This window comes from Halohasta salina, from assembly GCF_024178165.1.
Lineage (GTDB): Archaea > Halobacteriota > Halobacteria > Halobacteriales > Haloferacaceae > Halohasta > Halohasta salina.
The window spans coordinates 200,864-226,805 of the sequence record NZ_JAMZIE010000004.1 but is presented as its reverse complement, the minus strand read 5'-3'; the positions used below and the strand labels follow the sequence as shown (position 1 = coordinate 226,805).

Sequence of the window (25,942 nt, the reverse complement as noted above, 5' to 3'; positions counted from 1 at the left end):
ATGAGCGAGGAGTTCCTCGGAACCGGCTGGGGGTTCCCGGTCGACACCGACAGCCGGGGCGATATCGCGGTCTCGTCGGCCGACGCCGACATCCGGGAGGCGATCCGGATCATCCTCGGGACCGCCAAAGGCGAGCGGGTGATGCGACCGGCGTTCGGCTGCGATATCCACGACCACGTCTTTTCGGCCGCGACGCCGTCGACGCTGAACCTCATCGAGAGTAGCGTCCGGGAGGCGCTGGTCCGGTGGGAGCCCCGGATCGACGTCGAGGGGGTCGAGGCCCGAACCGACGACGCCGAGCCCAACAAGGTGCTGATCGAGATCGACTACCACGTCAGAACCACCAACAGCCTCTCGAATATGGTGTACCCTTTTTATATCACGGAGGGTGACGGATGAGCCGGCCGCCGGTGCTCGACCACCGGGACCGCGAGGCGATCGAGGCGGACTTACTGGACCGAGCCGACCGCTATCTCGACGACTGGGACGCCGACTCGGCGGATACGGCCACGGTGTTGCTCCGGGCGTTCGCCCACTTCGAGGCGGACCTCGTCGACCAACTCAACCGACTCCCGCGGAAACATCGCGCGGCGTTTCTCGATACCCTCGGCGTCGACCGCCGACCGCCGCAGGCCGCCCGGCTCCCGCTGTCGGTGACGGTGTCGGCCGATCTCGACCGCAACGTCCCGATTCCCGGTGGGACACAGGCGATGGCCGAGACCGCCGACGGCGGGACCGAACTGTTCGAACTCCCCCGCGAGGCGGGGTTCGAGGCGACCCCCGCGGCGCTGACCGCGGTGCGGACGGTCGACCCCGCGTCCGACCGGATCGTCACCCACCCGGTGTCGGCCGACGAGCCGCGGCCGCTGTTTACCGGTTCCAACGACCAAGAGCACGCGCTATATCTCGGCGACGAGTCGCTGTTCCGGCTCGATCCCGGCTCGGCGCTCACCGTCGCGGTTGAGGGCTCGGTCGACGCCGAGGCCCTCGATTCGACCACTGTCTGGGAGTACTACGGCACCGACGCCGACGGCACCGAGGGCTGGCACCGTCTCGAATCGGCAGCCGCTCCCCGGCCAGTCGACGACTCGGCCACGGACCCGCGGCTGTCGCGGCTCCCGCCCGTCACCGAGGGTCGGGACACCGGAAATGACTGGGCGGTCAGACTCCGGGTGCCCGGCGAGATCGTCCAAACGACGTTCGCGGGCACCGAGAGCCGGTGGATTCGCTGCCGGCTGGTCGATCCGACGCCGGCCTGTTTTGCCGCCGAGATCGAACAGCTCCGGGTCGGCGTCGACCGGCCGGACACCGAACGGAGCCCGCCCGACGCGGCGGTCGCCGATGACGTGCCGCTCTCGCCGGCAGACGGTGACCTGCGGCCGTTCGGCCGTCGGCCGCGCCCCTCGTCGACGCTGTATCTCGCGGCAGACGATGCCCTCACCAAACCCGGAGCCCGCCTCTCGATACGGTTCCACCCGCCGGCGTCGACGGCCCCGACCGACGCCGAATCGACTGACGCTGCCGGCTCTGAACCCGACCACGAGGCCGACTTCGGGATGCTGGAGGGGCCTCCCGAGATCTCTTGGGAGTACTGGAACGGGACCGGCTGGGCGGGGTTGGAGGTGGTCGACGACGACACCGACCGCCTTCGGGAGTCCGGCGACGTGATCGTGGTGGTCCCAGACGACAGTGCCGAGACGGCCGTCTCGGGACGGGAGGCCCGGTGGATCCGCGCCCGGCTCGTCGGCGGCAGCTACGGCAGCCCCGCCGTCGCCGGCGGCGAGCCGACCACGGTGCCGCACTACGGCCGCCTCTCGGTGGCCTACGACCACGCCGGTAGCTCGGTCGACCACGTCCGGACTCGGAACAACTGTACCGTCGACACACCGGAGCCGGCGTTCCGGCCGTTCGAGCGCCCCACTGAGGCCAGCCAGACGCTGTATCTCGGCTTCGACGACACACTTCGGGGCGGCCCCGTACCGCTGTTCGTCCCGCTGGCCGAGCGGCGCTATCCGCCGGGGTTCGATTCCGGCGTTCGCTGGGAGTACTGTTCGGATCCCACCGCCGACGAGTGGTCGACGCTCCCGGTCGACGACGGGACCGGCGGGCTCACCGAGCGCGGGATCGTCTCGTTGCGGTTCCCCGAGCCGACGACCGCCCACGAGCGGTTCGGCACCGAGCGCCACTGGATCCGGGCAGTCGCCGCTGGCGACCGCTTCGCTACCGGCTCCAGCGAAGGCCCGGCGGCCGCCGGCTCGGCCGCTGACTCGCCGGCGGTCGACCCGCCGTCGGTCTCGGGGTTCCATCCGAACACCGGGTGGGCCGACAACGTCCGGACCGTCGAGGCTGAAATCCTCGGCTCCAGCGACGGGACGGCCGCCCAGACCTTTGGGTGCGCCCACGGTCCGCTCATCGACTGCGAACTCTGGGTCGACGAGGCGGGCTCGCTGTCGGCCGCCGAGCGGGCCGAACTGCGGGAGGCCGCCCCCGACCGGATCGAACCGGTCGGCGACGACGAGGGCGACCCCGAGGCCGTCTGGGTCCGGTGGGAGGCCGTCGACGAGTTCGTCGATTGTGGCCCCGACCGGCGGGTCTATCGACCCGACCGGGTCGATGGCACGATCACCTTCGGCGACGGCGATGCCGGCGCGATCCCGCCAGAGGGCGGGACGGTCCGGGCGACCTACACCACCGGCGGCGGGGCCGGCGGCAACGTCGACGCCGGCGCGATCACGGCGCTCAAAACCCCAATTTCGCTGGTCGAGTCGGTCGAAAACCCCTTCCCGGCCGACGGCGGGGCCGGCGTCGAGCCGCTGTCGGCGGTCGAAACGCGGGTCGCCGACCGCCTCCGAACTCGCGGCCGAGCGGTCACGCCGGCGGATTTCGAGCGGGTCGCTACCGCCGCCGTCCGGAAGCTCGCGGTTGCCGACTGTCGGCCCGAACTGGACGCCGGTGTCGGCGGCACCGGCGGCGGGCTGACCCTGCTGGTCGTCCCCGACGCCGACCGCGACCGTCCCGTGGCCTCGATGGCGCTCCAACAACAGGTCCGCGAGGCGGTCACTGCAGCCGCGCCGACCACCCTGACCGCCGGCGACGGCTCGATCACGGTTCGGCCGCCCCGGTTTGCGGCCGTTTCGGTCGACGCGACCGTCCGCTCGGCCGGCACCGACAGCCGGTCGGCGCTGACCGCGGCCGTCGAGTCGGCGCTGGCGGCGTTCCTCCACCCCCTCACCGGTGGTCCCGACAGCGAGGGGTGGCCGATCGGCGACCGGCCCACTGTCGACGCGTTGGCGTCGGTCGTCGAATCGGTCCCCGGCGTCGACCGCGTCGCCGAGCTGTCGGCGACCGTCACGGTCGACGACGACCGTTATCGACTCGGCGCGGCCGCCCGGTCGCTGCCGGCCGACGGGCTGATCTGCGACGGCAGCCACGAGATTACGGTCCGGGCGGGTGATCTCCGGTGAGCATCGAGGTGCCGGAACTTGACGAGGCGGAGTACGAAGCGCTGCTGGAGCAGGCGAAAACGGTAATCGCCTCCCGGAGCGACACGTGGACCGACTTCAACCCTCACGATCCCGGAGTCACGATCCTCGAACTGCTGGCGTGGCTGACCGAGACCCACAGCTACGAGTTCGACCGGATCACCGACGCCCACCGCGAGAAGTACCTCCGGCTGCTCGGGGCGAGCCCTCATCCGCCCCGTCCCGCGTCGGTCCGGCTCGATCTCTCGTCGTCGGGGTCGACCGGCCGGCTCCCGGCGGGCACCCGACTGTCGGCGACCGACGGCGACCGGACCCTGCAGTTTACGACCGACCACGCGACGACGATCACCGACGCGTCGATCGCGGCAGTCGTCACCGACGCCGGCGAGCCCACGCCGCGGACGACCGCCAACGACACCGCAGGGATGTCGTTCCGCGCGTTCGGCGACGAACCGACCGCTGGCGACGCCATGGCACTGGGCTTCGATGGCGATCCGTTTTCGTCCGGCGATCTCACGCTGTTCGTCGACTTCTACGACGACGACCTCCCCGACCCGGCTGGGCTCGATGCCGACTCGTTGGCCTTCGATCCGCCGACGTTCGAGCCGTCGGTCGACCTCTGCTGGGAGTTCTGTCGACCGAAGCCCGCCGGCGATGGGGTGGCGTGGGAGCCGCTCGCCGTGGTCGACGACACCACCACCCGGTTCTACGAGACCGGCTTCGTCACGCTCGAACGCCCCGAGCCGTGGCGGCCGGCGGCGTGGGACGCTGCCGACGCCGATCTGTTCGACTCCGACTCCGGGCTGGTCTGGCTCCGGTGTCGGCTCCGCCGTGGCGGCTACGAGATCCCGCCACAGTTCGACAGCGTCGAGACGAACGTGGTCACCGCCAGCCACCGGCGTCGACACGAGGCCGCCCTCGAACCGGTCGGCGACGGGCCCGCCCCCCGGACCTACCGGTTCGACCACGCGCCCGTGTTGTCGGCGACCGTCTCGATCGACGGCGAGCCGTGGACCGAGGTCGCGGATTTCGACGCTTCGGGCCCGAACGACCGCCACTACGTCCTCGATCGGGCGGCGGGCGAACTCACCGTCGGCGACGCCGAACGCGGGGTGCGTCCCGCCCCCGATGCCAGCGTGACCGCCAGCTACGTCGCCGGCGGCGGCCCCGCGGGGAACGTCCCCGCGACGGCCGTCTGGACGGTCGACGATCCCGATCGCCCGCTCGGTGACGGGACGCTTGCCGGGGTCGACATCAGCCCGCGGGGGCCGGCGACTGGCGGCCGTGCGGCCGAATCGGTCGCCGATGCCGCCGACCGCGTCCGCCGCGAGCGCCGGACACCCCACCGGGCGGTCATCGAGGACGATTACGCGGCGATCGCCGAGCGGACCCCCGGCCTCCGGATCGCCCGGACCGCCGTCCGGCTCCCCGAGTCAACCGACACGCCGGCGGTGACCGTCGTCGTCGTGCCGTACGCGCCGCCCGAGGTCGACCGTCCCTCACCCAGCGAGGGGTTCCGCGCGGCCGTCCACCAACAGCTCGACCGCCGACGGCTCCTGACCGACCGGATCGAGGTCGTCGGCCCGACCTACGTCGGGCTGGCGGTCTCGGTGTCGGTGACGCCTGCCGAGCCGGTCGACGGCGGCGTTCGGACGGCCGTCGAGCGCCGGCTCCGGTCGTATCTCGACCCGATCCGAGGGTTTGAGGGCGACGGATGGCCTTTCGGCCGGTCGGTGTCGACCGCCGACATCGAAGCCCAACTCCGCGCGGCACCGGCGGTCGGCGGCGTCGAGTCGGTGTCGGTGCGGGCGATCGGCGACGCCGCGGTCGACGCCGACGGCACCGTCCGCGTCGACGACCGCTCGCTGTTCGCTCTCGATACCCTCGACGTCGAGATCGCCGGCCCGACCGACGGAGGTGAGCGGCCGTGAGTCCCGCGCGAGCCACGACGCTTACTGCGGCCGACTGGGAGACGTGGGCTCACCGGAACCTCGCGGTCCACGACGGCGGGCTCGAACTCGCCACTGAGCCGACCCTGCGGGCCGAGCGGGTGGCGCTGCCGGCGGTCGACCTCGCAGTCGGTGCCGGCGGCACACGCTACTCGCTGGACGCCGACGGGGTCGTCCGGAGCTACGACGGCCGCCGGTCGACCACCCGCCGGCTCTGGGAGCCCGCCGATGGCGGGGTCGACGAGCCGCGGGCGATCGCCGTCGACGGCGACCGGCTGGCAGTTCTCGGAGCCGACGGCGCGGTAACAGTTGTCTCGATCCGCCGCCGGCAGGCGATCGACACGACCCAAGCCGGCGTCGACGACCCGATGACGATTGCCCCGGTCGACGACGGCTGGCTGCTGCTCGATGCCGCCGGCGCGGTCCGGCTGCTCCGGACCGATGGCCGGACCGAGACCCACTGGGAAGGGTTCGCCAAACCGCTCGATATGACCACCACCGCAGCCGGGGACTGCTACGTGCTCGACGAGCGGACCGAACGGCGGCGGATCCGGAAACAGGCCGCCAGCGGCGACCACCTCGACGGCCGGATCCCGACCGGCCGGCGGCGAGTGCTCCACAAACGGACCGCCGACGGCGAAGTCGACCCCGACCCGTTCCCGCTGTCGAACTTCGAGACCGCTGACGGCGAGTCGTTCGTCCCCAACCGTGTGGCGACCGCGGCCGCGGTCGACACGCCGGTGTGGCTGGCGGGGTCGGCGGGCGACCGGTCGGCCGTCGCGGCCGCCGATCCCGAGACGGGGAGGGTCGACGTCCGCCACCGGCTCGATGGCTCCTGCCGGCTCCTTCGTGCGCCCGCAGTCGACGCCGGGACGATCTACGCTGTCGCTGGGGGCGATCTCATCCGGCTGGAGCCCGTCGAGCGACGACGGCGCGACGCCGACGGAGCCTACCGCGGGGTCGCCTACCGGCAGTTCGACGCCGGCGAGTCGGTCCAGTGGCACCGGCTGGCGCTGGGGCCCGAGCCCGCGGGGACGAACACGCGGCTCCGCGTCTCGTATCTCGCAACCGACGACCCCGCGCCGCTGTCGACCGATCTCACCGACGTGACCGGGCTTGAGGAGCCACCCGACACCGTCTGGGAACTACTGGCGATGGAGCCGGCGGCGCTGGCAGCCCGCACCGACGGGCTGAGCGAGGCGGCGGCCGCCGACGCGATCGACGCCGGCTTTGCGGCCGTCGGGGATGCCCTCGACGATCAGTGGCGGACCGTCGACGCGCCGACCGACGCGCTGTTCGAGTCGGCGACCGGCCGGTATCTGGTCGTCCGGCTGGAACTCGTCGGCAGCGAACGGGCCTCCCCGCGGGTCGACTCGCTGCGTGTCTCGTGGCCCCGACAGTCCTCCATCGAGTCGCTGCCGGAACTCTACCGGGAGGACTCGGGCTCCAAAGCGTTTCTCGAACGCTTCCTCTCGGTGTTCGACACCGCCTTCGACGACCTCGAAGCCGACGCCGACTCGCTGACCAGCCATCTCGATCCGGCGGCGGCCCCCGCCGAGAGCCTGCCGTGGCTCGCCGACTGGCTCGGGGTCGACCCGCCGGTCGACTGGCCGACGGCGGCGACCCGCGAACTCCTTTCGGCCGCGCCGGAACTCTCCCGCCAGCGCGGGACGGCTGCGGGGCTCCGGCGGCTGTTGGGGATCTACCTGCGGCACCTCCCGGCCCCGGAGACTCCGCCGGGCGACCGGTTGGTTCCCGGCGAGGCGGCCGCCGGTGGCGACGACGCGCTGGCGGGCGTCGACCACGGCCTGTGCCTGCTCGAACCACGCGATCTCGATGGGACCGCCCCGGTGGCCCGCGCGGCCTACGAGCGTCACCTCCCGAGCCAGCGGTCGGTGGCGGTCTACGCCGGTCCCTTCGATGATCCCGCCCACCGGACGGCCGTCGAGACGATCGTCCGCGAGGAGACGCCCGCCCACGTCGAGGCCTCGGTGGTCGACCTCGACCCCACGTTCCGGCTCGGCGGCGACAGCTTCCTCGGCTGCAACAGCCGGCTCGGCGAGCGCCGGCTCGAACTCGGGTCGACGTCGCTCGGCCACACCGCAGTGCTCGATTGATTCGAATTTCTGGCTGAGTGAAACGTAGGTCTATATACCAGAAGTCGACACAGTACCGTCGGTTGTTGTGTACATGGGAGACGAGAGCAACGACGCCGGGGGCGAACCGACCCAGTTCGAGAAAAACCGGTTTTTCGAGGGGAAGCTGATGACTGCCCGCGACATGCGGACCGAACAGCAGTACCACGCCGGTCGGCTGGAGCTAGTCACCCGGCAGACAGCCGATATGGGCGTTCTTAGCGGGTTGGAACTCCGATCGGTCGAGCCGGCCGACGAGGGACTCGCGGTCACTGTCGGGCCGGGGGTCGCCATCGACGCCGCGGGCCGGCCGATCGTGGTCGAGTCGCCGACGACGGCCTCGGTTCCGGAGCCGACGGGCGACGAACTCTACGTCTTCGCCCGGTTCGACGAGGTCGACCTCGAACCCGTCGCCGTTCCGGACGCCGGCGGCTCCCGCTCGGACCCCGAATCCAACCGAGTCGTCGAGCGCTTCGAACTCGCCGCCCGCGAGCAGCCGCCCGAGGGGGTCTCCCCTCCGTCGGTCGACATCGAGGTGGCCGACGACGACGCGCCGGCGGCGGTCGCCGATCGGCTGCTGGCCGCCGCCCACGAGGCCGACCGCTCGGAGGCCGACGCACCCGCGGAGACGGCGGTGTATCTCGGCGGCTTCGAGCGCGGTCCCGACGGCGCGTGGCAGCCGTCGGAGACGGCTCCAGAGCCGGCGTATGCGGCCTCCACCGACCTATTGTTGGGGGTACTCGCCGACCACATCGCCGACACCGACAACCCCCACCGGACGACGACCGAGACCGAGCCCCCGACGCCGGAACTCGATCCCGCCGAACTGGAGGGGATCCACGAGCGCGTCGACTACCTCCAATCGGAGCTGTCGGCGCTCAAAAACCGCCACCGGCGGACGGCAACCCATCTGCGGCTGCGGAGTCTCGACACCACCGCCCGGCGGTTCCGGGCGGTCGCCGAGGCGTTCGCCGACCACGACGGCGCGGTCAGCAAGGCCGCCCGCGAGGTCGCCCGGCAGGCCGCCGCCGCCAGCCGCGACGGGGCGGGTGAGGAGCCCAAATCCTACCGGTCGGCGGTCCGACAGCTCCACGCGGCGCTAGCGGCCGTCGGCGACGACCTCGCCGGCACTGCCCGCGAGCCGACCGCCGACCGCTACTACGATGCGGTCGCCGCGCTCCAGTCGACCATCGAAGCCGACGAGCCGGCCGTCGACGTCGCCATCGCCCTCGATCGCGTCGCCGAAGCCGCCGCCGGTCTCGAACGCCTCCACCCGGTCGCCGCCGAGGCGTGAGCCTCCGTTCTATTCATTTAAACTGAATTATTGCTGAAATTACGTAATTATATAGGCCAAAACGGGGCCCAGATACGGTGTACCGTTGCGGACAGCTACTGCAGTTCGATCGCAGCTACAGACGATACACAGATGCCAGAATACCAGTCCCCAGGCGTATACGTAGAGGAAGTCGATACCGGATCCAAATCCGTCGAAGGAGCCAGCACGTCCACTGCCGGCTTCCTCGGCGAGACCGAGCGCGGTCCGGTCGAACCGACGCTGATCACGAGTTTTGGTCAGTTCAAACGCACTTTCGGCAAGAGCCCCTCCAGCTCGGATCTCGACGCCGCCGTCGACGGCTACTTCAAAAACGGCGGCAGCCGGTGTTACGTCGGCCGTGTCACTGCGGCCGCTCCCGACGACGTCGCCACCGCGGAGTTGGCCGACGCCGCCGGCCAGCCGGTGCTCGAACTCTCGGCCAACGGCCCCGGCGGCTGGGGCAACAGCGTGGCAGCCATCGTCTCGGAGGGTGACGGCGAGTACTTCGATCTCACCCTCCGCTACTGGTCGACCGATATCGAAGCCGTCGACCAGCCTGCCGCCGACGAACCCCACCCGGCCCCGGACGTCGAGACGACCTACGAGGACCTCTCGACCGATCCCGAATCCAGCCAGTTCTACGAGTCCCAGCTCGCGGGCTCGGTGCTCGTCGACGCCGAGTACCTCGGCGACGGCCGGCCCACCGCGGGGCTGACGTGGCTCTCGACGGCCGCCGGCGCGGCGCGGGCGGCCGCCGACGGTGGCAGCGCCCAGCAGGCCGTCGAGATCCCCGCGGACCTCGACGACAAAAAGAAAGCCGAACTCAAAGAGATCGGCGAGCCGCTCGATCTCGACACGAGCCAGAAGAAGGCCGACCTGAAGGCCGATCTCGAAGCGGTTCGTGACGGCGACAAATCGGTCGACGTCGAGGTCGCCTCCGACCTCTCCTCGAAGCCCGAGGGCCACGAGGTGTCGCTGTCGGACTACGAGGGCATCGACCAGCCCGGCATGCGGACCGGACTGGCGGGATTCAAACAGCACGACGACATCTCGCTGGTCTGCGTCCCCGACGAGAACGATATTACGGGGCTCACCGATGCGGTCGTCGCCCACTGTGAGAACAAGGGCGACCGGTTTGCGATCCTGCAGGCCCCGCAGGTCGCCGGTGCGGTCTCGGATATGGAGACGCCGGTCGACTCCTCGTATGCGGGCTACTACTACCCGTGGATCGAGGTTTCGGACCCCCACACCAACCGCCAGAAGCTCGTCCCGCCGGGCGGCCACGTCGCTGGCATCATCGCCCGCAGCGACGCGACCCACGGCGTCCACGCCGCCCCGGCCAACGAGCCGGTTCGCGGTGCGGTCTCGCTCCAACACGAGATCACCAAAGACGAACAGGACCTCCTGAACCCGAAGGGGATCAACTGCCTGCGGAGCTTCCAGGGCCGCGGCATCCAGCTCTGGGGTGCCCGCACTACGTCGAGCGACCCCTCCTGGAAGTACATCAACGTCCGTCGACTCTTCCTCTACGTCGAGCAGTCGATCGAGGAGGGCACCGAGTGGGCGGTCTTCGAGTCCAACGACAAGGACCTCTGGGCCCGCGTCCGGCAGTCGGTCGAGAACTTCCTGACGACCGTCTGGCGCGACGGCGGCCTCCAGGGGTCGACCGCCGACGAGGCGTTCTACGTCAAATGCGGCGAGGAAACGATGACACAGGACGACATCGACAACGGTCGACTGATCGTCGAGATCGGCATTTCACCCGTGAAGCCAGCCGAGTTCGTCGTCTTCAGAATCGGCCAGTGGACGGCCGACGCCTGATCACACCTAACGATTTACACACTCACCAATGCCAGACAGACACGGTCCACTCCGAGCCAACCGGTTTCGTATCGAACTCGACGGGATCCAGATCGGCGGCTTCCGCCGCGTCGAGATCCCCAGCCAGCGTACCGAACAGGTCCAATACCGCGAGGGCAACGATCCCACCCACGATCGGGCCCTCGGCGGGAAAACCGTCTACGACGACCTGATCCTCGAACGCGGCTCGAAGCAGGAAAACAGCGAGATGTTCGACTGGCGGCAGACCGTCGTCGAGGGGAACGTCGACGAGGCCCGCAAGGAGATCGCGGTCATCCTCCAGGACGAACAGGGCGAATCGCACCTGCGGTGGAACTTCACGAAGGCCTGGCCCAAGGAGTACCAGCCGCCATCGTTGAACTCCGGGGCCGGCGGCGGCGACAACGTCGCCGTCGAGACCTACGTCATCACCTTCGACGAGATGGAGCGGAAGGACGTATGACGGGGTCGACACGCCTCGCTATGGAGCCGCCGGCCCGCGTCGGCACCGCACGCCTCGACGACGAGGGGTACCTGCATACGGGTCGCGCCCAGCGCCAGCCTGATCGCGTCGTCGTCGAGTGCGGCACGGGGGGTGAGCAATGACCGACTCGACGCTTCAGACCGAACACGAGTTCACCCTGCCGCAGGGGTACGTCGACGACGAGGGCACCCTCCACAAGGAGGGCCGGATGCGGCTGGCGACCGCGGCCGACGAGATCAAACCCCTCAAAGATCCCCGCGTCCAGTCGAACTCCTCGTATCTGACCGTCGTCCTGCTGTCGCGGGTGGTCACCGAACTCGGTGATCTGGAGACGGTCGACCCCGAGGTGATCGAGTCGCTGTTCGTCACCGATCTGGAGTACTTGCAGGGGCTCTACGAGCAGATCAATAGCCCCGACGACCCACAGGCGGCCGTTCCCAACGAGGGCGGCATCGAGCCGACCGGGATGGACGCGATCGGCGGCGAGGCTGACGCGGCCGACGGCGACGAGATGGACGGGGCCGAACTGGGAAATCCGACGGGCTGAGGCTGTACGATCCCGATGAACTGTACGAGGAGATCGCCTTCGTGGCCTACCATTTCAACTGGAGCCACGACGAAATCTTGGGGATGCCCCACTGGGAGCGCCACCGCTGGTGTGAGGAGATCAGCACGATCAACGAACGCCGCAACCGGGAGTCCGGCGGCGGCCCGCCCGGCGGCGGGCTCGGCGGGTCGACCGGCGGCTCCACCGAGGGCGGCGGGATCGAACTGGTCAATCCGGAGTTCGAGGGGTGACCGCTAGTGGTCGACAACCCCTACTCGCAGTACAACTTCGAACTCGAAGTCGACGGCCAGCCGGTCGCCGGTTTTTCCGAGGTATCGGGGCTGACCATGGAACTCGATACGGTCGCCTACCGCGAGGGCGGAGTCAATGACCATGTCCACCAGCTTCCCGGCGGGTTTGCTCACGCGAACCTCGTCTTGCAGCGAGGCCTGACCAAGGACACGACCTTCTGGAACTGGCTCCATGAGGTGATGAGCGGGACGATCAAGAAGCGAACGGTCGTCCTCAAACTCAAATCCGGATTCAAAGGCGACAGCGCGTGGGGCTGGGAGTTCACCAACGCCTACCCGGTCAAGTGGAGCGGCCCGGACCTCACCGGCGGCGCAAACGGGATGGCCATCGAGTCGATCGAACTCACCTACGAACGGTTCGACACGCTCTCGGGGCTCCCCGAGTAGCTGCCGCGTGTGTTTCGGTTGTTCTTCGCCTCTCAATCCCTCCAGTCGAAAGTGGATGCAACGTTTTCCGTGCCGAACTGGACATACGTAGCCTCCAGCGCCCCGACAGGAGCCTATTAGTCGATCCCGACCCAGCTACTCGTATGGACAGTGACGCCGCCGTGCTCTCCGCCGACGCCCCGCTGGATCTCCGGCTGTCGGGGCCCGAACTGGATCGGACCCGCGACCACCTCGTCTCGTTCATCCGCGAGACGGTCGACGCCGCCGATGCCGAGGGGGCGACCCTCGGCCTCTCGGGGGGGATCGACTCGACGACGACTGCCCACCTCGCAGTCGAGGCCCTCGGGACCGACGGCTTGCATGGTCTCGTCATGCCCAGCGAGGTCAACGATCCCGAGGTGATGAGCGACGCCGAGCGCGTCGCCCAACAGTTGGAGATCGAGTACGACGTGATCGAGATCCAGCCGATCGCCGAGCAGTTCTTCGAGGCCGTCCCCGAGGCGGCCGACGATCGGATGGCGACCGGCAACGTCTACGTCCGGACGCGCGCCGTGTTGAACTACTTCGTCGCCAACGCCGAAAACCGGGTGGTGCTGGGGACCGGCAACCGTGCGGAGGCGATGACCGGCTACTTCACCAAATATGGGGATCAGGCCGTCGACTGCAACCCCATTGGTAACCTCTACAAACAGCAGGTCCGCCAACTTGCGGCCCACATCGGTGTCGACCACGATCTGGTAATGCAGACGCCGACCGCCGGGATGTGGACCGGCCAGACCGACGAAGCAGAGTTAGGCCTCGACTACGACCAGTTGGATGCCATTCTCGCGCTCCACGTCGACGGACCGCTGTCGGCGGCCGCAACGGTGCGGGCCCTCGATGGGATCTCGTTGGCGGCCGTCGAGCGCGTCGAGTCGCTGGTCGAGACGAGTTCCCACAAGCGATCGATGCCGCCGGCACCCGAGCCGCTGGAGCTGTAGGGTTTCCAAAGGTCTTTGACTGCCCCGATCCTAGCAAGAAGGGATGGATACTGCCGCGCGGGCGCGGGCTGCAGCACGGGAGGTGGTGACGGACATCGAGCCCCGTCACCTCCGCGAGGTGCTGTTCGACCGGCTTGCGAATGCGTCGATGGCCCCCGGCGTGCTCGTGTTCCTGAGTGCACAGGCCAGCGACCCCGACGTCGATCTGGAGGCGCTGGCCGAGCGGAGTGCCGGCGTCCAGCTCATCTACGAAGGGCTCCGGCTCACCCGGTCGTTGGCCCACGACGAGCCGTGGACCGATACGACGACCGACGAGATCGACGCCGACATCGACATTCTGGCCGCCGACGTCTTCGTCTCCCGGGGGTTCTACCTGCTGGCACGGTCGGAGGCCGCCGCCGCGGCTGTCGAGACCGTCCAGTCGTTCGGCCGCGATCAGACGCTCCGCGACCGGCCGGCCGCCGACGGCGCGACCCTCGACCGCAATCTGGAGGCCGACATCTTCGCACTGGCGGTCCGGGCCGGACTGACCGCCGTCGACGCCCACCCCTCGACGGAGGTCCTCTCGTTTGCAGCCGATCTCGCCCGCGAGGACGGCGAGCCGCTTTCGGCTCCGGGCGTCGTCCTCCCCGAGTCGGCGGTGAGCCGGCTGACCGAACTCTCCGAAGGAGTCGACGGTCGACTCCCCTCCTCGGCCAGCGACGGGTAGCAAACCGCCCGCCTGCGAATCGAAACCCATAAAGACATCTCCCGACAACCAATGAGTGCGTGCCTGGGTAGCTTAGCGGTAAAGCGCGTCCTTGGTAAGGACGAGACCCCGGATTCAAATTCCGGCCTAGGCTTTCTCTCAGTATTGTTTCATCAGTTTTACTGCTCGTTTCGGCCAGCCTGTTCCGGGACGGAGTTTTAACCAGTCGGGGCGCCCAACCTCGTTTATGATCACAGCCGACCGCATGGCGGCCGTCGACGCTAACGCTGCCGCCCTCGGTATCCCACGCAAGCAGTTGATGGAGTCCAGCGGCAACGCCGTCGCCCGCGTGGTCCGCTCGGAAGTCGAACCCGACAGCCGAGTTGTCTTCGTCTGTGGCCGCGGCAACAACGGCGGCGACGCCTTCGTCGCCGCGCGCTTCCTCAGCGACTACGACGTCGAGGTCGCCCTGCTGGGTCGACCCGACGCCATCGGCACCGAGATCGCCAGCGAGAACTGGGCGGCCCTGCAGGCCGCCACCCTCGGGACGACGACCGTCACCGACACCACCCAACTCGACGATCTCCGACTGGAGGACGCCGACTGTATCGTCGACGCGATGCTCGGCACCGGCGTCACCGGCGCGCTCCGCGAGCCCGAAGCGAGTGCGGCGCGGGCGATCAACGCCACCGACGCGCCGGTCGTCGCGGTCGACGTCCCCTCGGGGGTCGACGCCGACACCGGCGATGCCGCGGGCGTGGCGGTCGACGCCGACCACGTCGTCACCTTCCACGACACCAAACCCGGCCTCGAATCACTGGACACCGCACTGACGGTCGCCGACATCGGGATCCCCGAGGCCGCCGAATTGTTCGTCGGTCCGGGGGACCTGCAGGGTCGACGCCGCGCCGCCGAGAGCCACAAGGGCGACCACGGCGAACTCCTCGTCATCGGTGGCGGCCCCTACACCGGCGCACCCGCCCTCACGGCGCAGGCCACCCTCCGAGCCGGTGTTGATCTGGTCCACGTCGCCTGTCCCGAATCGGTCGCCGCGGGGATTCAGGCCTACAGCGAGAACCTGATCGTCCACCCCTTCGAGGGCGACCGACTGACGCCCGCGGCGGTCGACGACGTACTCGATCTCGCCACCGGGATGGATGCGGTGATCTGTGGGCCCGGACTCGGGAGCCACGAGGAGTCGCTCACGGCCGTCGAGGCCTTCCTGTCGGCCTACGCGGGTCGCGCGGTGGTCGACGCCGACGCACTATCGGTGGTGCCTGAGGTCGACACGGACGCGACGCTGGTCTGTACACCCCATCAGGGCGAACTTGTCGGGATGGGCGGTGAGACCGCCGACGACTGGGAGCGACGCGCGGCGTTGGTCAGTGAGTTCGCCACCACGATCGGGCAGACGCTGCTCGTGAAAGGTGCCTACGACGTCATCAGCGACGGCGAGGAGACACGGATCAGTCGGACCGGCAACCCCGGAATGACCGTCGGCGGCACCGGCGACGTGTTGGCAGGAGTCGTCGGCGCGCTGCTGGTCGGCCGCGAGCCGCGGTCGGCCGCCGCCGTCGGCGCGTACGTCAACGGCCGAGCCGGCGATCTCGCCTTCGACGAGACGGGGTACGGCCTCGTGGCGACCGATCTCCTCGACCGACTCCCGGAGGCGATCGCCCATGAGTGAGGACCCGACCGAGGAACTCACCCACACCGACGACGAGGGGTCGGTCCAGATGGTCGACGTCGGCGCGAAACCCGACACGAGCCGGCGGGCGGTCGCGGCGGGGACGATCCGGCTGGAGCCCTCGACCATTGAGGCCATCGACGCCAACCAAGTCGAGAAGGGTGACGTGCTGGCGACTGCGCGGATCGGCGCGATTCAGGCGGTCAAACACACCTGGGAGACGATCCCGATGTGCCACCAGATCCCGATCACGAACGTCGACGTCGAGTTCGACCTCGGCGAGGATCGGGTCGAGCTTACGGTCGCCGTCGAGACCACTGGCAAAACCGGCTGCGAGATGGAAGCCCTGCAAGGCGTGACCACCGGTCTGAACGTCGTCTGGGACATGTGCAAAGCCGCCGAAAAAAACAGCGAGGGGCAGTATCCGTCGACCGCGATCGAGGACGTACACGTCGTCGAGAAGCGAAAACGGCAGCTATAGCTCCACTCGCCGGCGCTGTCTCGGCTGGATCGAACCGGTTGTTGTTGACTGTTCGGTAGTCGGCTAGCAACTCTCGTATACGTATATTAATCATTATGGTATATGTTGCGTCTGTTAGCACAGCATTATTTTATAATCATATAAATTGAAGAAAACTATTCACAACCGGCCGTCGAACTCCCCTGTTGCGGACGAAGGTGTTATCAAATGTCAATGCAAGCCGTGGTCTATCAAGGACCACACGATGTAGCCATCGAGGAGGTCGACGAACCGCAGATCGAACACGAAAACGACGTTGTGATCGACATCACGACGAGCTGTATCTGTGGGTCGGACCTGCACATGTACGAGGGCCGAACCTCGGCCGAGGAAGGGATCGTCTTCGGTCACGAAAACATGGGTGTCGTGACCGAAGTCGGCGAGGCAGTAAGCACGCTCGAAGAAGGCGACCGGATCGTCGCTCCCTTCAACGTCGCCTGTGGCTTCTGTCAGAACTGTGAAAACGGCAAGACGGGCTTCTGTACCAACGTCAACCCCGGGTTTGCGGGGGGTGCCTATGGATACGTTGCAATGGGGCCGTACAAGGGTGGACAGGCCGAGAAACTCCGCGTTCCGTACGCCGATTTCAACGCGCTGAAGCTCCCGGAGGGTGACGAACACGAGGATTCCTTTGCCCTGCTGGCCGACATCTTCCCGACCGGCTGGCACGGTACTCGGCTTGCGAACCTCGAACCCGGCGAGTCGATCGCCATCTTCGGGGCCGGACCGGTCGGCCTGATGGCCGCCTACAGCGCGGATCTGCAGGGAGCCAGCGAGATCTACGTCGTCGACCGCGTGCCGAGCCGCCTCGAACTCGCCGAAGACCACTGCAATGCGACGGCAATCAACTTCGAGGAGGCCGACCCCGTCGAGCAGATCACAGACGCCCACGGCGCGATGGTCGACAAAGGCGTCGACGCCGTTGGCTACCAAGCTATCGACCCCGAAACCGATCCGACCGACGACGCCTACGATCCGGCCCGCGAGAACCCGGCGGTCGTCCTCAACCAGCTAATTCAGGTTGTTCGACCGACTGGACAGCTCGGCATTCCCGGGCTCTATGTGCCCTCGGACCCCGGTGCGCCCGACGAGATGGCCGCACAGGGTCGACTCGGGATCGACTTCGGGAAACTGTTCGAGAAAGGGATCAAACTGGGCACCGGCCAGTGCAACGTCAAGTCGTACAACCGCGAACTGCGGGATATGATCATCTCGGGGAAAGCCGACCCGAGTTGGGTCGTCTCCCACCGCGTCGACCTCGACGAGGCCCCGGAGATGTACGAGGCCTTCGACAACCGCGAAGAAGGCGTGACGAAGGTCCTGCTCGAACCATAACCGGCCGACCTTCTTGCCGCCGAGTTATTTATGCGCTACCCTCGGAGCCACGCGGTTGGGTGTTCGGCCCGGAGATGGTCTTGGTATGCTTTCGTGAGTTTGGCGTACGACGTTTCGACCGTGGTCCACGCGCAGTGTCGACATTCGCCGGTGAGTGTGGCTGTTGGATGGTGTTGGTTCATGGATGCCCGGCTACCGGACTGCCCGGCAGGCTGGTCGGGTCTTCGGGTGCATATATAAGACTGTATCGGTAACCTGAATCTCAGCTAACGGGTACGTTCCGTTTCGTGGTCCGCGAAACGCCTAACAGCGTCTCCGGCGTACCGGTCGCTATGTGCAAATACTGCGCCTACAGCTTCACTGAGGGGTGGACGGCCCTCCTCGAATATGACGATGTCTATCAGAACGCCATCGGTGGCCGATCCGAGTCGACTCACGGCTTCCACGAGTCGTGGGACGAACTCCGTGACGAACTCGAAGTGTAACACGTCCCTCAGGTAGCCCCCGTCGACTCGATCGGAAACGGCAGTTCGACTCCGTCCTCGACCGACGCCGCGTCGACCACACAGTCGTCGAGCCCGGCTTCGATCGACGCCCGATCCATGTCGGTCCCGATGAAGACGAGTTCGGTCCGTGGCTCGTCGTCGCCCCACTCGCCGATCGACCCCGCCTGTACCACCCCACCGGCGCGGTTCATCCCGATCACCTCGTCGCTCCCGACGACGTAACAGACGCCTTTAGCACGAATTACTCCCTCAGGCCGCTCGACGAGTCGGTCGGCCAGCGCCTCGGGATCGAACGGCCGCTCACGGCGGTAGACGAAGGAGTCGACAGCGTGTTCGCCTCCGTGGTCCCCGTGGTTGGCATCGTGATCGTGGTCGGCCCCGGCCCGTGCCTCCCGGAGTGCGGCCTTCCAGCCGACCGACCGGCTGGCCTCCGCGAACGAGAAGCGGCCGGTGTCGATCACGACCTCGGGGTCGACGTCGGCGTACTCGGTCCGCCGAACCTCCGCCCGTGGGTTGAGTTCGCTCACGACCTCAGTGATCTCGTCGAGCACGTCGTCGGGGACCATATCGCATTTATTCACGAGCAGGACGTCACAGAACTCGACCGACTGGACGAGGACCTCGGCGAGCGGCCGCTCGTCGTCGGTCGCGTCGGCCGGCAGCGACGCCCCCGCGTCGAACTCCTTCCAGAAGCCGTAGGCGTCGAGTACCGTCACCATCGTATCGAGCCGGACTGCGTCGGTCGGATCCGGTCCATCTTCGGGCGGCTCGGTGAGCCGCCGGGCGATCGGCGTCGGCTCGGAGATCCCCGAGGCCTCGATCACGACCGCGTCGACGTCCCGCCGGTCGACGAGATCGACGATCCCCTCGACCAGATCGCCCTGCAGCCGACAGCAGATACAGCCGTTGGAGAGCTCGATGAGGCCGGCCTCGGGGTTTTCGCGTTCGATCAGGTCGGCGTCGACGTTGACCTCGCCCATGTCGTTGACGACGACCGCGAGTTCGTAGCGGCGCTGTTCCAGCAGGCGGTTGAGCAGCGTCGTTTTGCCCGCACCCAACACGCCGCTGAGCACTGTCACTGGGGGTCGCTCGTCGCTGGTAGTCATGCGTCGACTCCGGTTGGAGCCCGCAAAAAAGCAGAGAGCCGTCGGTATCGATGACTGTCCCGGTCAGTTCAGGGTCAGCGACGCGATGTCGCCCTCGATCTCGGCGATCATCTCGGTCTGCTGGCGGTTGAGCCGGGTGAGGTCGTCGGTCTCGTCGGCAACGTGTTCGGCCTGCGTGACGATCTCGTCGACCATCGAGGCGATCTCCTCGGCGGTGGCGGCCTGATTGTCGGTCGCCTCGGAGACCTCGGTGATCCCCTGGGCGGTCTCCTCGTTGGCCTCGACGATCTCGGTGAGGTTCGACATCGCATCCCGAACCCGGTCGACGCCGCGGTCGACGTGGTCGGTGGTCTCGTCGAGACTGGCGACGGTCTCCTCGGTGTCGTCTTGGATCTCCTCGATCTGCGTCTCGATCTCCTTGGCGTACTGCTGGGTCTGGTCGGCCAACTCCTTGACCTCGTTGGCGACGACCGCAAAGCCCGATCCCGCCTCGCCGGCGCGGGCAGCCTCGATCGAGGCGTTGAGCGCGAGGATGTTGGTCTGTTCGGCGATGTCGTTGATCGCGTTGGCGATGCCGTCGATCTCATCGACTCGCTCCTGAAGGCGGTCGACCTCGGCGACGACGTCGTCGACGGCCGTGCCGATGTCGTCGATCACGACCTCGGCGTCGTCGGCGGCGGTCTTGCCGTCGATCGCCAGCGTCTCGGCGGTCTCGCTGACGCGTTCGACCTCTTCGGCGGTCGCGGCGACCTCCTCGATCATCGCCGAGAGGTTCGAGACCTCGCTGGCGATCTCGTCGACCTGCTCGAACTGCTCGTCGGCCGCCCGCGAGATCTCGTCGGTGCTGTCGGCGACGTCCGCGGCGGTGTCGCCGAGCGAATCGAGCGGCTCTCCGACGGCCTCCCTGACCGCCCCCGGCGTGAGCTGTCCCGCCTCTTCCTCTTTGTCGTCGACGAGATCGGTGACATCCGGGGCGATCCCGACCGTGCCGGCGATATCGCCCGCCGCGTCGTACAGCGGCCCGGCGAACCCGCGGCTGTAGCGCCGCCCGCCGATGCCGCCCGCCGGCTGCGGCTCGGCGTCCCGGACCGCGCCGGCCTCCCGGAGCGCTCGGGCGGCCGCCAACTCCCCATCGCCGTCGACCTCTTGAGCGTGTGTCCCGACCGCCGTCTCGGTGTCGACGCCCGTCAGCGAGGCCATCCCGCCGTTCCAGTGGGTGACGACCCCCTCGGCGTTCAACACGACTGCCGGCTCCGGCAGCTGCTCGATCACGCTGTCGAACAACGATTTCCAGTAGTCGCGCTCCTGTCGCATCCGTTCGTGTTCGTCCTCGGCCGTCACCGGCGGCGTTAGCGCTGCCATATCCCTCAACTATATTCAATAATTAAATAATTCACCCCTGACATTCCGCGGCGAGGCAGTGGCGTCGCCGGGAGCGATGGCGGCGTTCAGGCCGATTCGGCGGCGTTGAGTGCGGCGGCCTTCGCGCGGGCTTGCTCGACGATCGCCGGCCGGGCGTCGAACTCCAAGAGTACCTGATCGGCCTCGTAGGACTCGGTCTCGACGTGGGCGTGGTCGTGGATCCACGAGACTAGACTCATCGTCTCGTCGGCCATCGGCACCAGCAGGCGCTCGTGGTCCCAGTCGGGGAGTTCGGCCTCAACCCGCCGGCGGAGCGTGTCGACGCCTTCACCGGTCTTTCCCGACACCGCGATCGGGTCGGGAGCGATCCCCGACAGCGCCGCCCACTTCTCGTCGCGTTCCGACGCCGACAGCAGGTCGACCTTGTTGAAGACGGTGAGGATCGGGGCCTCGTTGCGTTCGTGCAAGGTGTCGTGGGAGGTGACGAGTTTCTCGCGCATCTCGGCGACCGGCTCGCTGGCGTCGACCACCAACAGGACGAGATCCGCCCGGTACACTGATTCGAGGGTCGACTGGAAGGACTCGACGAGCCAGTGTGGGAGGTCGGAGATGAAGCCGACCGTGTCGGTCAACAGCACCTCCCGGCGGTCCAACTCGGCCCGGCGGGTGGTCGTCCCCAGCGTCGTAAACAGCATGTCTTGGGATTCGGCCACCGAGTCGAGATCCGGGTGTTTCTCGGCGTTCTCGTCGACATCGAGTTCCGCCGCCAGCCGGCGGAGCAGCGTCGACTTGCCGGCGTTGGTGTAGCCCGCCAAGGCGACGAGGTCGAACCCCGACTCTCTGCGTTCGTCCCGGCGTTTGGCCTCCGTCTCGGCGATGGCGTCGAGCTCGTCTTTGATGTTGGCGATCTGGGATTTGATGTCCTGCTCGCGGCTCTCGTCGTACTCGCCGAGCCCCATGAACCCGGGGCGTTCGTCGCGTTTGGCGAGGCTTGCTTTGGCCGCCGCCCGCGGCAGCTCGTAGCGGAGTTCGGCGAGTTCCACTTGGAGCTGGGCCTTCCGAGTCTGGGCCCGCTGGCCGAAGATGTCGAGGATGAGCGTAAACCGGTCCAACACCTCGGTCTCCTCGGGCAGCGTTCGGCCGATGTTGAACATCTGGAACGGGCCGACCTCGTTGTCGATGACGACAGTGTCGGCGTCGACCGCCTCGACGAGTGCGGCCAGCTCTTCAACTTTCCCCTCGCCGAAACAGTAGGCGGGGTCCTCGGTGCGCGTCTGGGTCAGCTCGCCGACGACGGTGTAGCCCGCTGCGGCCGCTAGATCCCGCAGCTCCGAGAGGTCGGCCGTTCCGCTGTCGACGCGTTTGGCGACGATCGCTTTCATGGCACCTCCAGCCGGTGGGCCGGCCGGCAGCTACTGATGGTCAGCGTGAACCACATCCATGGGTCGGGTTGGCGCGCCACGGTGAAGAATCCCTCGGGGTCAGCGTGTTTTGATGTCGTCTTCGTCCTTGATGATCCGCGTTTCGGCCTCGCCGCTGGTCTCCTCGTTGACCAGATCGTAGAACTCGTTTTGGAGCCCCGCGGGGAAGGTGACGACGCCGACCCACGAGCCGTCGGCCTGCCACTCCTCGCGTTCGAGCTCGCCGTACTGCCGGACCTTCGCCTGAGCGCTGCCGGCGTACTCGGCGGGGAGTTGGACCGCGATGGTGACCTCGTCGAACCGGATCGGGATCACCGGCCGGAGATCTTCGAGGGCCTCGTCGACTTGGGATTCGACGGGCTCCATCGGGTCGATCCGGAAGCCGGCCTCTTCGAGGGCCCGCTCGATGCGCTCGGGCGGGTGAGGCGCGTCGTCCATCTGGGGGTTGACCGCGTTGCGCGCGATCCGGTTGATCAGCTGTTTCCGCTTCTGTTCCTGCATCTCGCGGCGCTGCTCGGCGGTGATCTGGATCTCTCCCCGCTGGATGACCTCGGGGATGATCGCCATGGGGTCGGTCGTCCCGAAGACGTCTTCGAGGTCGGTCTCGGCGGGCCGGTCCCCGCGGGAGGCGTTCTCGAAGACGTCCTCGGCGGCGATCACGTCCTCCAGTTCGCCGTCGAACTCCTCGCGTTTGATCGCCAGTGCGGCATCCGGGTCGACGAGCACCTCGAAGCGCGCGCCGTGGGATTCGAGCCGCGCGGTGACTGCATCCTCGAGCGAAATCATACACGGACGTAGCGCCGCCGGTGATAAAAACTCTCCCCGAAGGCACTGTTGGCCGGCGGCGGCTGCGGCGCAGTCGACCGATCTGCCCGATCAGGCGGCCTGCCACTCGTCGCGGCAGGCGTCGCTACAGAAATGGTAGTGGACTGCTTTGCCCTCATCGATCGCCGTGACGACCCGGTGGCTCGTCGACTGGATGATCTTGTCGCTACACTGTTCGCACTCCGGTGCGTTGTCCTCCGTCACATCTTCACCAATATCGGACGTGGGATCGACCATACTCCACAGAGAACGGTCTCGGTATGTTAAGGTGTCTACTCGGAGTCGGGTTGGACGACCACGATCCGCAGGTCGTTGACGTTCGTCCCCGTCGGTCCGGTACGAACGAGCGCGTCGGCCGCCTCCAGCACACTGTAGGCGTCGTTGTTGGCCAACGCCGCGGCCGCCGCCCCGTCTTCGACGGTCCCGCAGTCGACAACCGCCCCGGCGGCGTCGGTCGGGCCGTCGATCCCGTCGGTGTCGATCGCAGCGACCACGACCCCCGACTCGTCGCATTCGAGCGCCGCTGACAGCGCGAACTCCTGGTTCGGTCCGCCGGTGCCGTCGCCCCGAACCGTCACGGTCGTCTCGCCGCCGGAGACGACCGCTGCGGGCGGGTCGAGTGGCTCGCCGGTTGCCCGCATTTCTTCGGCGATCGCCATCCCCGTTTTGGCGGCCTCCCGGGCCTCGCCGCGGATCCGCGAGGAGAGGAGCAGTGGCTCGAACCCCGCCTCGCGGGCCGCCTCGGCGGCCGCTTCGAGGGCGACGGCGTTGTCGCCCAGAATCGTGGTCGACACTCGGTCGAAGACCGGATCGTCGGGGCCGGGTGTCTCCGCGATCTCGCCGGCTGCGCCCGCTTCGATCCGCCGCCGGACCGCCTGCGGTACATCGCAGTCGTAGCGGTCGAGGACAGCCAGCGCCTCGTCGTAGGTCGAGGCGTCGCCGACGAACGGTCCGCTGGCGATCGTGCCGAGATCGTTGCCGACGACGTCGCTGACGAGGAGACACTCGACGCGGGCGGGCGCTGTCGCCGCGGCCAACTGCCCGCCCTTGATCGCCGAGCAGTGTTTGCGGACGGCGTTGATCTCGTCGATCGTCGCCCCGCTGTCGAGCAGCGACTGGGTGGTCGACTGGAGATCCGCCAGCGACAGCCCCTCGGCGGGAGCCGCCATCAGCGCGCTGCCGCCCCCGGTAATCACCGCCAGCACCAGCGTCTCTTCGCCCGCATCCCGCGCGGCCGACAGTAGTCGCCGACTACTTTTCAGGCTCGACGCTCCCGGCACCGGGTGGTCACCCGGCAGTTGGTCGACCCGTTCGGCGTCGACCGGTTCGTTCGTGACGACGACCCCGCCGTCGAGTCGGTCGTCGAGGATCGCCTCCAACTCGGCGGCGACGACGCCGGCAGCCTTCCCGCCGCCGAGGACGCGGAGGGTCTCGTAGTCGTCGAGCGAAACGGCCGATTCGCCGACGGAGAGTCTCGACCCCGAGACGGAGACGCGCTCCCGCGTCAGCCGGGCGGGATCGGCGGCCGCGATGCCCGCGGTGAGCGCATCGAGGGCCACCCTGTGTGCCGCCGACCGTTCGAGTTCCTCGCGCTGGTCGATCATAGCGGTCGTTCCGTAGCCGGCTACAAAATAGTGGGTTCCGGATCGGCGCGGGTCGACGGCGGGTCGTCGTCGGTTTCCTGTCGGCCGGTGTCGGCGACGGCCGGTTAGTCGTCGGCTACCTGGCCGCCGGTGTCGGCGACGACGTCGATATCGGCCGGCTGACGGGCGCTGTACTTGGCGACGAACTGGTCGAGCCGGTCGGGATCGTTGGCTCCCGGCAACTGCTCGTCGGCGGTGATCGACTCGCCGCCGACACCCAGCACCTCGTCGACGTGGTCGGCGACGGCCTCGGCCATCATGCGGTAGGTCGTCAGCTTGCCGCCGACGACGCTGGCGAAGTTCTCGACACCGTCTTGCTCGTGGTCCAGCAGGAAGAACCCTCGCGAGATGCCGCGTTCGTCCCCTTTGCCTGAATCTTTGCTCCCGCGGCCCGCCTCGTCGGGCGCGTACAGCGGCCGGACGCCCCAGTAGGTACGGGCGACCTCACGGCCGTCGAGTTCGGGCAACATCGCGGCACACTCCTCGAACATCTTCTCGATCTCCCACTGTTCTTCCTCGTAGTCGTCGGGGTCGTCGACCGCGACGCTCGTCGTCCCGAGGACGACCTGACTCTCGTGTGGGATGATGATGTCGCCGTCGTCGGGGACCCGACACCGGTTGAGCACGGGGCCCAATCCCTCGTAGTCGACGCCGACCATCACGCCCTTGGTGGGCTGCATTTCGACGTCGATGCCGGCCATCGCCGCACACTCGCCGGCCCACGCGCCCGTCGCGTTGACGACGTACTCCGGCTCGATCGTCTCGTTTGCCTCGCCGCCGACCTCGACGCTGGTGATCGCCCCGTCGCTGACGGTGATCGCCTCGACAGGGGCGTGTGTCAGTACCGTCGCGCCGTGTTCCTCGGCGCTGGCGGCGTTGGCCGCTACCAGCCGCGAGGGGTAGATCACGCCGTCGGGGACGACCATCGCCCGCTCGACGTCCTCGGAGAGTTCCGGGACGCGGTCGCGAGCCTCGTCACCATCGATGACCTCCGCCGGGATCCCGTGTTCCTCACAGCCTTCGAGTTTCGCCTCGAAGTACTCGGGATCGTCCTCGCTCAACTGGACGAAGATCCCACCGGTGTCGCCGATCGCCTCGCCGGCGATCTCGCGGATGATCCGGTTTTCCTCGATACATTCGGCCGCGCCCTCGGGGTCCGACTCGGCGTACCGCGCCCCACTGTGGAGCAGCCCGTGTGATCGCCCCGTGGTGCCACCCCCCAGTCCATCGCGTTCGACCAGCGTGACGTCGACGCCGCGGGCGGCCAGATCGCGTGCAGTTCCGACGCCGGTTCCGCCACCGCCGATGACGAGTACGGTTGTCTGGTGTGTCATAGTATACCACTCTGGCCGGACGACGTACTGTCGGCTCCGTCGGGGGTCGTCTTGACGGCCAGAGAGTTACGCATAGATACGGACCG

24 protein-coding genes and 1 tRNA gene are annotated in these 25,942 nt (G+C 68.1%); 18 read left to right on the top strand and 7 right to left on the bottom strand.

The genetic code is table 11. The features are described from left to right. The 18 genes from NKJ34_RS10970 (at position 1) to NKJ34_RS10885 (ending at position 18,144) form a co-directional block, all read left to right on the top strand. Entirely contained in the window at positions 1–399 is a 399-nt protein-coding gene (locus NKJ34_RS10970; protein ID WP_253738342.1) for a GPW/gp25 family protein, read from the top strand. After that, entirely contained in the window at positions 396–3,464 is a 3,069-nt protein-coding gene (locus tag NKJ34_RS10965; RefSeq protein WP_253738341.1) for a baseplate J/gp47 family protein, read from the top strand. The genes NKJ34_RS10970 and NKJ34_RS10965 overlap by 4 nt, the downstream gene beginning before the upstream one ends. Continuing rightward, positions 3,461–5,413, top strand: a complete 1,953-nt coding sequence (locus tag NKJ34_RS10960) for a putative baseplate assembly protein (RefSeq protein ID WP_253738340.1) — start codon at positions 3,461–3,463, stop codon at positions 5,411–5,413. Before NKJ34_RS10965 ends, NKJ34_RS10960 begins: the two co-directional genes overlap by 4 nt. Next, positions 5,410–7,548 carry a phage tail protein gene (locus NKJ34_RS15880; RefSeq protein WP_253738339.1) on the top strand — a complete coding sequence of 713 codons (2,139 nt, stop codon included), beginning with the start codon at positions 5,410–5,412 and terminating at the stop codon, positions 7,546–7,548. Before NKJ34_RS10960 ends, NKJ34_RS15880 begins: the two co-directional genes overlap by 4 nt. Before the next feature lie 73 nt (positions 7,549–7,621). Next, positions 7,622–8,860 (top strand): CIS13 family contractile injection system protein, encoded by a 1,239-nt coding sequence (cis13, locus tag NKJ34_RS10950; RefSeq protein WP_253738338.1) that lies wholly within the window; start codon positions 7,622–7,624, stop codon positions 8,858–8,860. A 132-nt stretch (positions 8,861–8,992) separates the two neighbouring features. Next, a complete protein-coding gene (locus NKJ34_RS10945) occupies positions 8,993–10,702 on the top strand; it encodes a phage tail sheath subtilisin-like domain-containing protein (protein ID WP_253738337.1) in 1,710 nt (569 codons plus the stop codon). A 28-nt stretch (positions 10,703–10,730) separates the two neighbouring features. Then, positions 10,731–11,183, top strand: coding sequence for a phage tail protein (locus NKJ34_RS10940; protein WP_253738336.1), 453 nt, complete (start codon positions 10,731–10,733; stop codon positions 11,181–11,183). Beyond that, on the top strand, positions 11,180–11,326 hold the full coding sequence (locus NKJ34_RS10935) for a hypothetical protein (RefSeq protein WP_253738335.1): 147 nt from the start codon (positions 11,180–11,182) through the stop codon (positions 11,324–11,326). The genes NKJ34_RS10940 and NKJ34_RS10935 overlap by 4 nt, the downstream gene beginning before the upstream one ends. Continuing rightward, positions 11,323–11,751, top strand: coding sequence for a hypothetical protein (locus tag NKJ34_RS10930; RefSeq protein WP_253738334.1), 429 nt, complete (start codon positions 11,323–11,325; stop codon positions 11,749–11,751). The genes NKJ34_RS10935 and NKJ34_RS10930 overlap by 4 nt, the downstream gene beginning before the upstream one ends. Positions 11,752–11,792: 41 nt before the next feature. Beyond that, on the top strand, positions 11,793–12,002 hold the full coding sequence (locus NKJ34_RS10925; RefSeq protein WP_253738333.1) for a DUF6760 family protein: 210 nt from the start codon (positions 11,793–11,795) through the stop codon (positions 12,000–12,002). Between the two features lie 6 nt (positions 12,003–12,008). Then, the gene (gene cis5 / locus NKJ34_RS10920; protein WP_253738332.1) at positions 12,009–12,449 is read left to right on the top strand and encodes a CIS5 family contractile injection system inner tube adaptor; all 441 of its coding nucleotides are present in this window, start codon (positions 12,009–12,011) and stop codon (positions 12,447–12,449) included. A 143-nt stretch (positions 12,450–12,592) separates the two neighbouring features. Next, the gene (locus tag NKJ34_RS10915; protein WP_253738331.1) at positions 12,593–13,429 is read left to right on the top strand and encodes an NAD+ synthase; all 837 of its coding nucleotides are present in this window, start codon (positions 12,593–12,595) and stop codon (positions 13,427–13,429) included. Positions 13,430–13,472: 43 nt separating this feature from the next. Further along, positions 13,473–14,138 (top strand): DUF7114 family protein, encoded by a 666-nt coding sequence (locus tag NKJ34_RS10910; RefSeq protein WP_253738330.1) that lies wholly within the window; start codon positions 13,473–13,475, stop codon positions 14,136–14,138. A gap of 61 nt (positions 14,139–14,199) precedes the next feature. Beyond that, positions 14,200–14,271, top strand: a tRNA-Thr gene (locus NKJ34_RS10905). A 93-nt stretch (positions 14,272–14,364) separates the two neighbouring features. Continuing rightward, on the top strand, positions 14,365–15,804 hold the full coding sequence (locus tag NKJ34_RS10900; RefSeq protein ID WP_253738329.1) for an NAD(P)H-hydrate dehydratase: 1,440 nt from the start codon (positions 14,365–14,367) through the stop codon (positions 15,802–15,804). Next, positions 15,797–16,285, top strand: a complete 489-nt coding sequence (gene moaC / locus NKJ34_RS10895) for a cyclic pyranopterin monophosphate synthase MoaC (protein WP_253738328.1) — start codon at positions 15,797–15,799, stop codon at positions 16,283–16,285. Before NKJ34_RS10900 ends, moaC begins: the two co-directional genes overlap by 8 nt. 213 nt (positions 16,286–16,498) lie before the next feature. Then, on the top strand, positions 16,499–17,659 hold the full coding sequence (locus NKJ34_RS10890; RefSeq protein ID WP_253738382.1) for a glutathione-independent formaldehyde dehydrogenase: 1,161 nt from the start codon (positions 16,499–16,501) through the stop codon (positions 17,657–17,659). 332 nt (positions 17,660–17,991) lie between these two features. Then, complete coding sequence (locus NKJ34_RS10885; protein ID WP_253738327.1) at positions 17,992–18,144, top strand: hypothetical protein; 153 nt, start codon at positions 17,992–17,994, stop codon at positions 18,142–18,144. Positions 18,145–18,152: 8 nt separating this feature from the next. Here the strand turns inward: NKJ34_RS10885 and NKJ34_RS10880 are convergent, their stop codons facing one another. The 7 genes from NKJ34_RS10880 to NKJ34_RS10850 all read right to left on the bottom strand — a co-directional run bounded on the left by NKJ34_RS10880 (position 18,153) and on the right by NKJ34_RS10850 (position 25,856). Beyond that, positions 18,153–19,271: a CobW family GTP-binding protein gene (locus tag NKJ34_RS10880; RefSeq protein ID WP_253738326.1), complete on the bottom strand. Its 1,119-nt coding sequence runs from the start codon at positions 19,269–19,271 to the stop codon at positions 18,153–18,155. Between the two features lie 63 nt (positions 19,272–19,334). Next, positions 19,335–20,633 (bottom strand): methyl-accepting chemotaxis protein, encoded by a 1,299-nt coding sequence (locus NKJ34_RS10875; RefSeq protein WP_253738325.1) that lies wholly within the window; start codon positions 20,631–20,633, stop codon positions 19,335–19,337. Positions 20,634–20,719: 86 nt separating this feature from the next. After that, the gene (hflX, locus tag NKJ34_RS10870; protein WP_253738324.1) at positions 20,720–22,015 is read right to left on the bottom strand and encodes a GTPase HflX; all 1,296 of its coding nucleotides are present in this window, start codon (positions 22,013–22,015) and stop codon (positions 20,720–20,722) included. Between the two features lie 99 nt (positions 22,016–22,114). Next, positions 22,115–22,840, bottom strand: a complete 726-nt coding sequence (locus tag NKJ34_RS10865; RefSeq protein WP_253738323.1) for a ribosome assembly factor SBDS — start codon at positions 22,838–22,840, stop codon at positions 22,115–22,117. A 90-nt stretch (positions 22,841–22,930) separates the two neighbouring features. Next, positions 22,931–23,116, bottom strand: coding sequence for a DUF7576 family protein (locus NKJ34_RS10860; protein WP_253738322.1), 186 nt, complete (start codon positions 23,114–23,116; stop codon positions 22,931–22,933). A 35-nt stretch (positions 23,117–23,151) separates the two neighbouring features. Then, positions 23,152–24,483, bottom strand: coding sequence for a glycerate kinase type-2 family protein (locus NKJ34_RS10855; RefSeq protein ID WP_253738321.1), 1,332 nt, complete (start codon positions 24,481–24,483; stop codon positions 23,152–23,154). A gap of 104 nt (positions 24,484–24,587) precedes the next feature. Then, on the bottom strand, positions 24,588–25,856 hold the full coding sequence (locus NKJ34_RS10850) for an FAD-dependent oxidoreductase (RefSeq protein ID WP_253738320.1): 1,269 nt from the start codon (positions 25,854–25,856) through the stop codon (positions 24,588–24,590). Between the last annotated feature and the right edge of the window lie 86 nt (positions 25,857–25,942).

Coding starts and splice junctions, on each gene's coding strand:
- NKJ34_RS10970 (WP_253738342.1), top strand. CDS start 1: ATGAGCGAGGAGTTCCTCGGAACCGGCTGGGGGTTCCCGGTCGACACC.
- NKJ34_RS10965 (WP_253738341.1), top strand. CDS start 396: ATGAGCCGGCCGCCGGTGCTCGACCACCGGGACCGCGAGGCGATCGAG.
- cis13 (WP_253738338.1), top strand. CDS start 7,622: ATGGGAGACGAGAGCAACGACGCCGGGGGCGAACCGACCCAGTTCGAG.
- NKJ34_RS10945 (WP_253738337.1), top strand. CDS start 8,993: ATGCCAGAATACCAGTCCCCAGGCGTATACGTAGAGGAAGTCGATACC.
- NKJ34_RS10940 (WP_253738336.1), top strand. CDS start 10,731: ATGCCAGACAGACACGGTCCACTCCGAGCCAACCGGTTTCGTATCGAA.
- NKJ34_RS10935 (WP_253738335.1), top strand. CDS start 11,180: ATGACGGGGTCGACACGCCTCGCTATGGAGCCGCCGGCCCGCGTCGGC.
- NKJ34_RS10930 (WP_253738334.1), top strand. CDS start 11,323: ATGACCGACTCGACGCTTCAGACCGAACACGAGTTCACCCTGCCGCAG.
- NKJ34_RS10915 (WP_253738331.1), top strand. CDS start 12,593: ATGGACAGTGACGCCGCCGTGCTCTCCGCCGACGCCCCGCTGGATCTC.
- NKJ34_RS10910 (WP_253738330.1), top strand. CDS start 13,473: ATGGATACTGCCGCGCGGGCGCGGGCTGCAGCACGGGAGGTGGTGACG.
- NKJ34_RS10900 (WP_253738329.1), top strand. CDS start 14,365: ATGATCACAGCCGACCGCATGGCGGCCGTCGACGCTAACGCTGCCGCC.
- moaC (WP_253738328.1), top strand. CDS start 15,797: ATGAGTGAGGACCCGACCGAGGAACTCACCCACACCGACGACGAGGGG.
- NKJ34_RS10890 (WP_253738382.1), top strand. CDS start 16,499: ATGCAAGCCGTGGTCTATCAAGGACCACACGATGTAGCCATCGAGGAG.
- NKJ34_RS10885 (WP_253738327.1), top strand. CDS start 17,992: ATGTGCAAATACTGCGCCTACAGCTTCACTGAGGGGTGGACGGCCCTC.
- NKJ34_RS10880 (WP_253738326.1), bottom strand. CDS start 19,271: ATGACTACCAGCGACGAGCGACCCCCAGTGACAGTGCTCAGCGGCGTG.
- NKJ34_RS10875 (WP_253738325.1), bottom strand. CDS start 20,633: ATGGCAGCGCTAACGCCGCCGGTGACGGCCGAGGACGAACACGAACGG.
- hflX (WP_253738324.1), bottom strand. CDS start 22,015: ATGAAAGCGATCGTCGCCAAACGCGTCGACAGCGGAACGGCCGACCTC.
- NKJ34_RS10865 (WP_253738323.1), bottom strand. CDS start 22,840: ATGATTTCGCTCGAGGATGCAGTCACCGCGCGGCTCGAATCCCACGGC.
- NKJ34_RS10860 (WP_253738322.1), bottom strand. CDS start 23,116: ATGGTCGATCCCACGTCCGATATTGGTGAAGATGTGACGGAGGACAAC.
- NKJ34_RS10855 (WP_253738321.1), bottom strand. CDS start 24,483: ATGATCGACCAGCGCGAGGAACTCGAACGGTCGGCGGCACACAGGGTG.
- NKJ34_RS10850 (WP_253738320.1), bottom strand. CDS start 25,856: ATGACACACCAGACAACCGTACTCGTCATCGGCGGTGGCGGAACCGGC.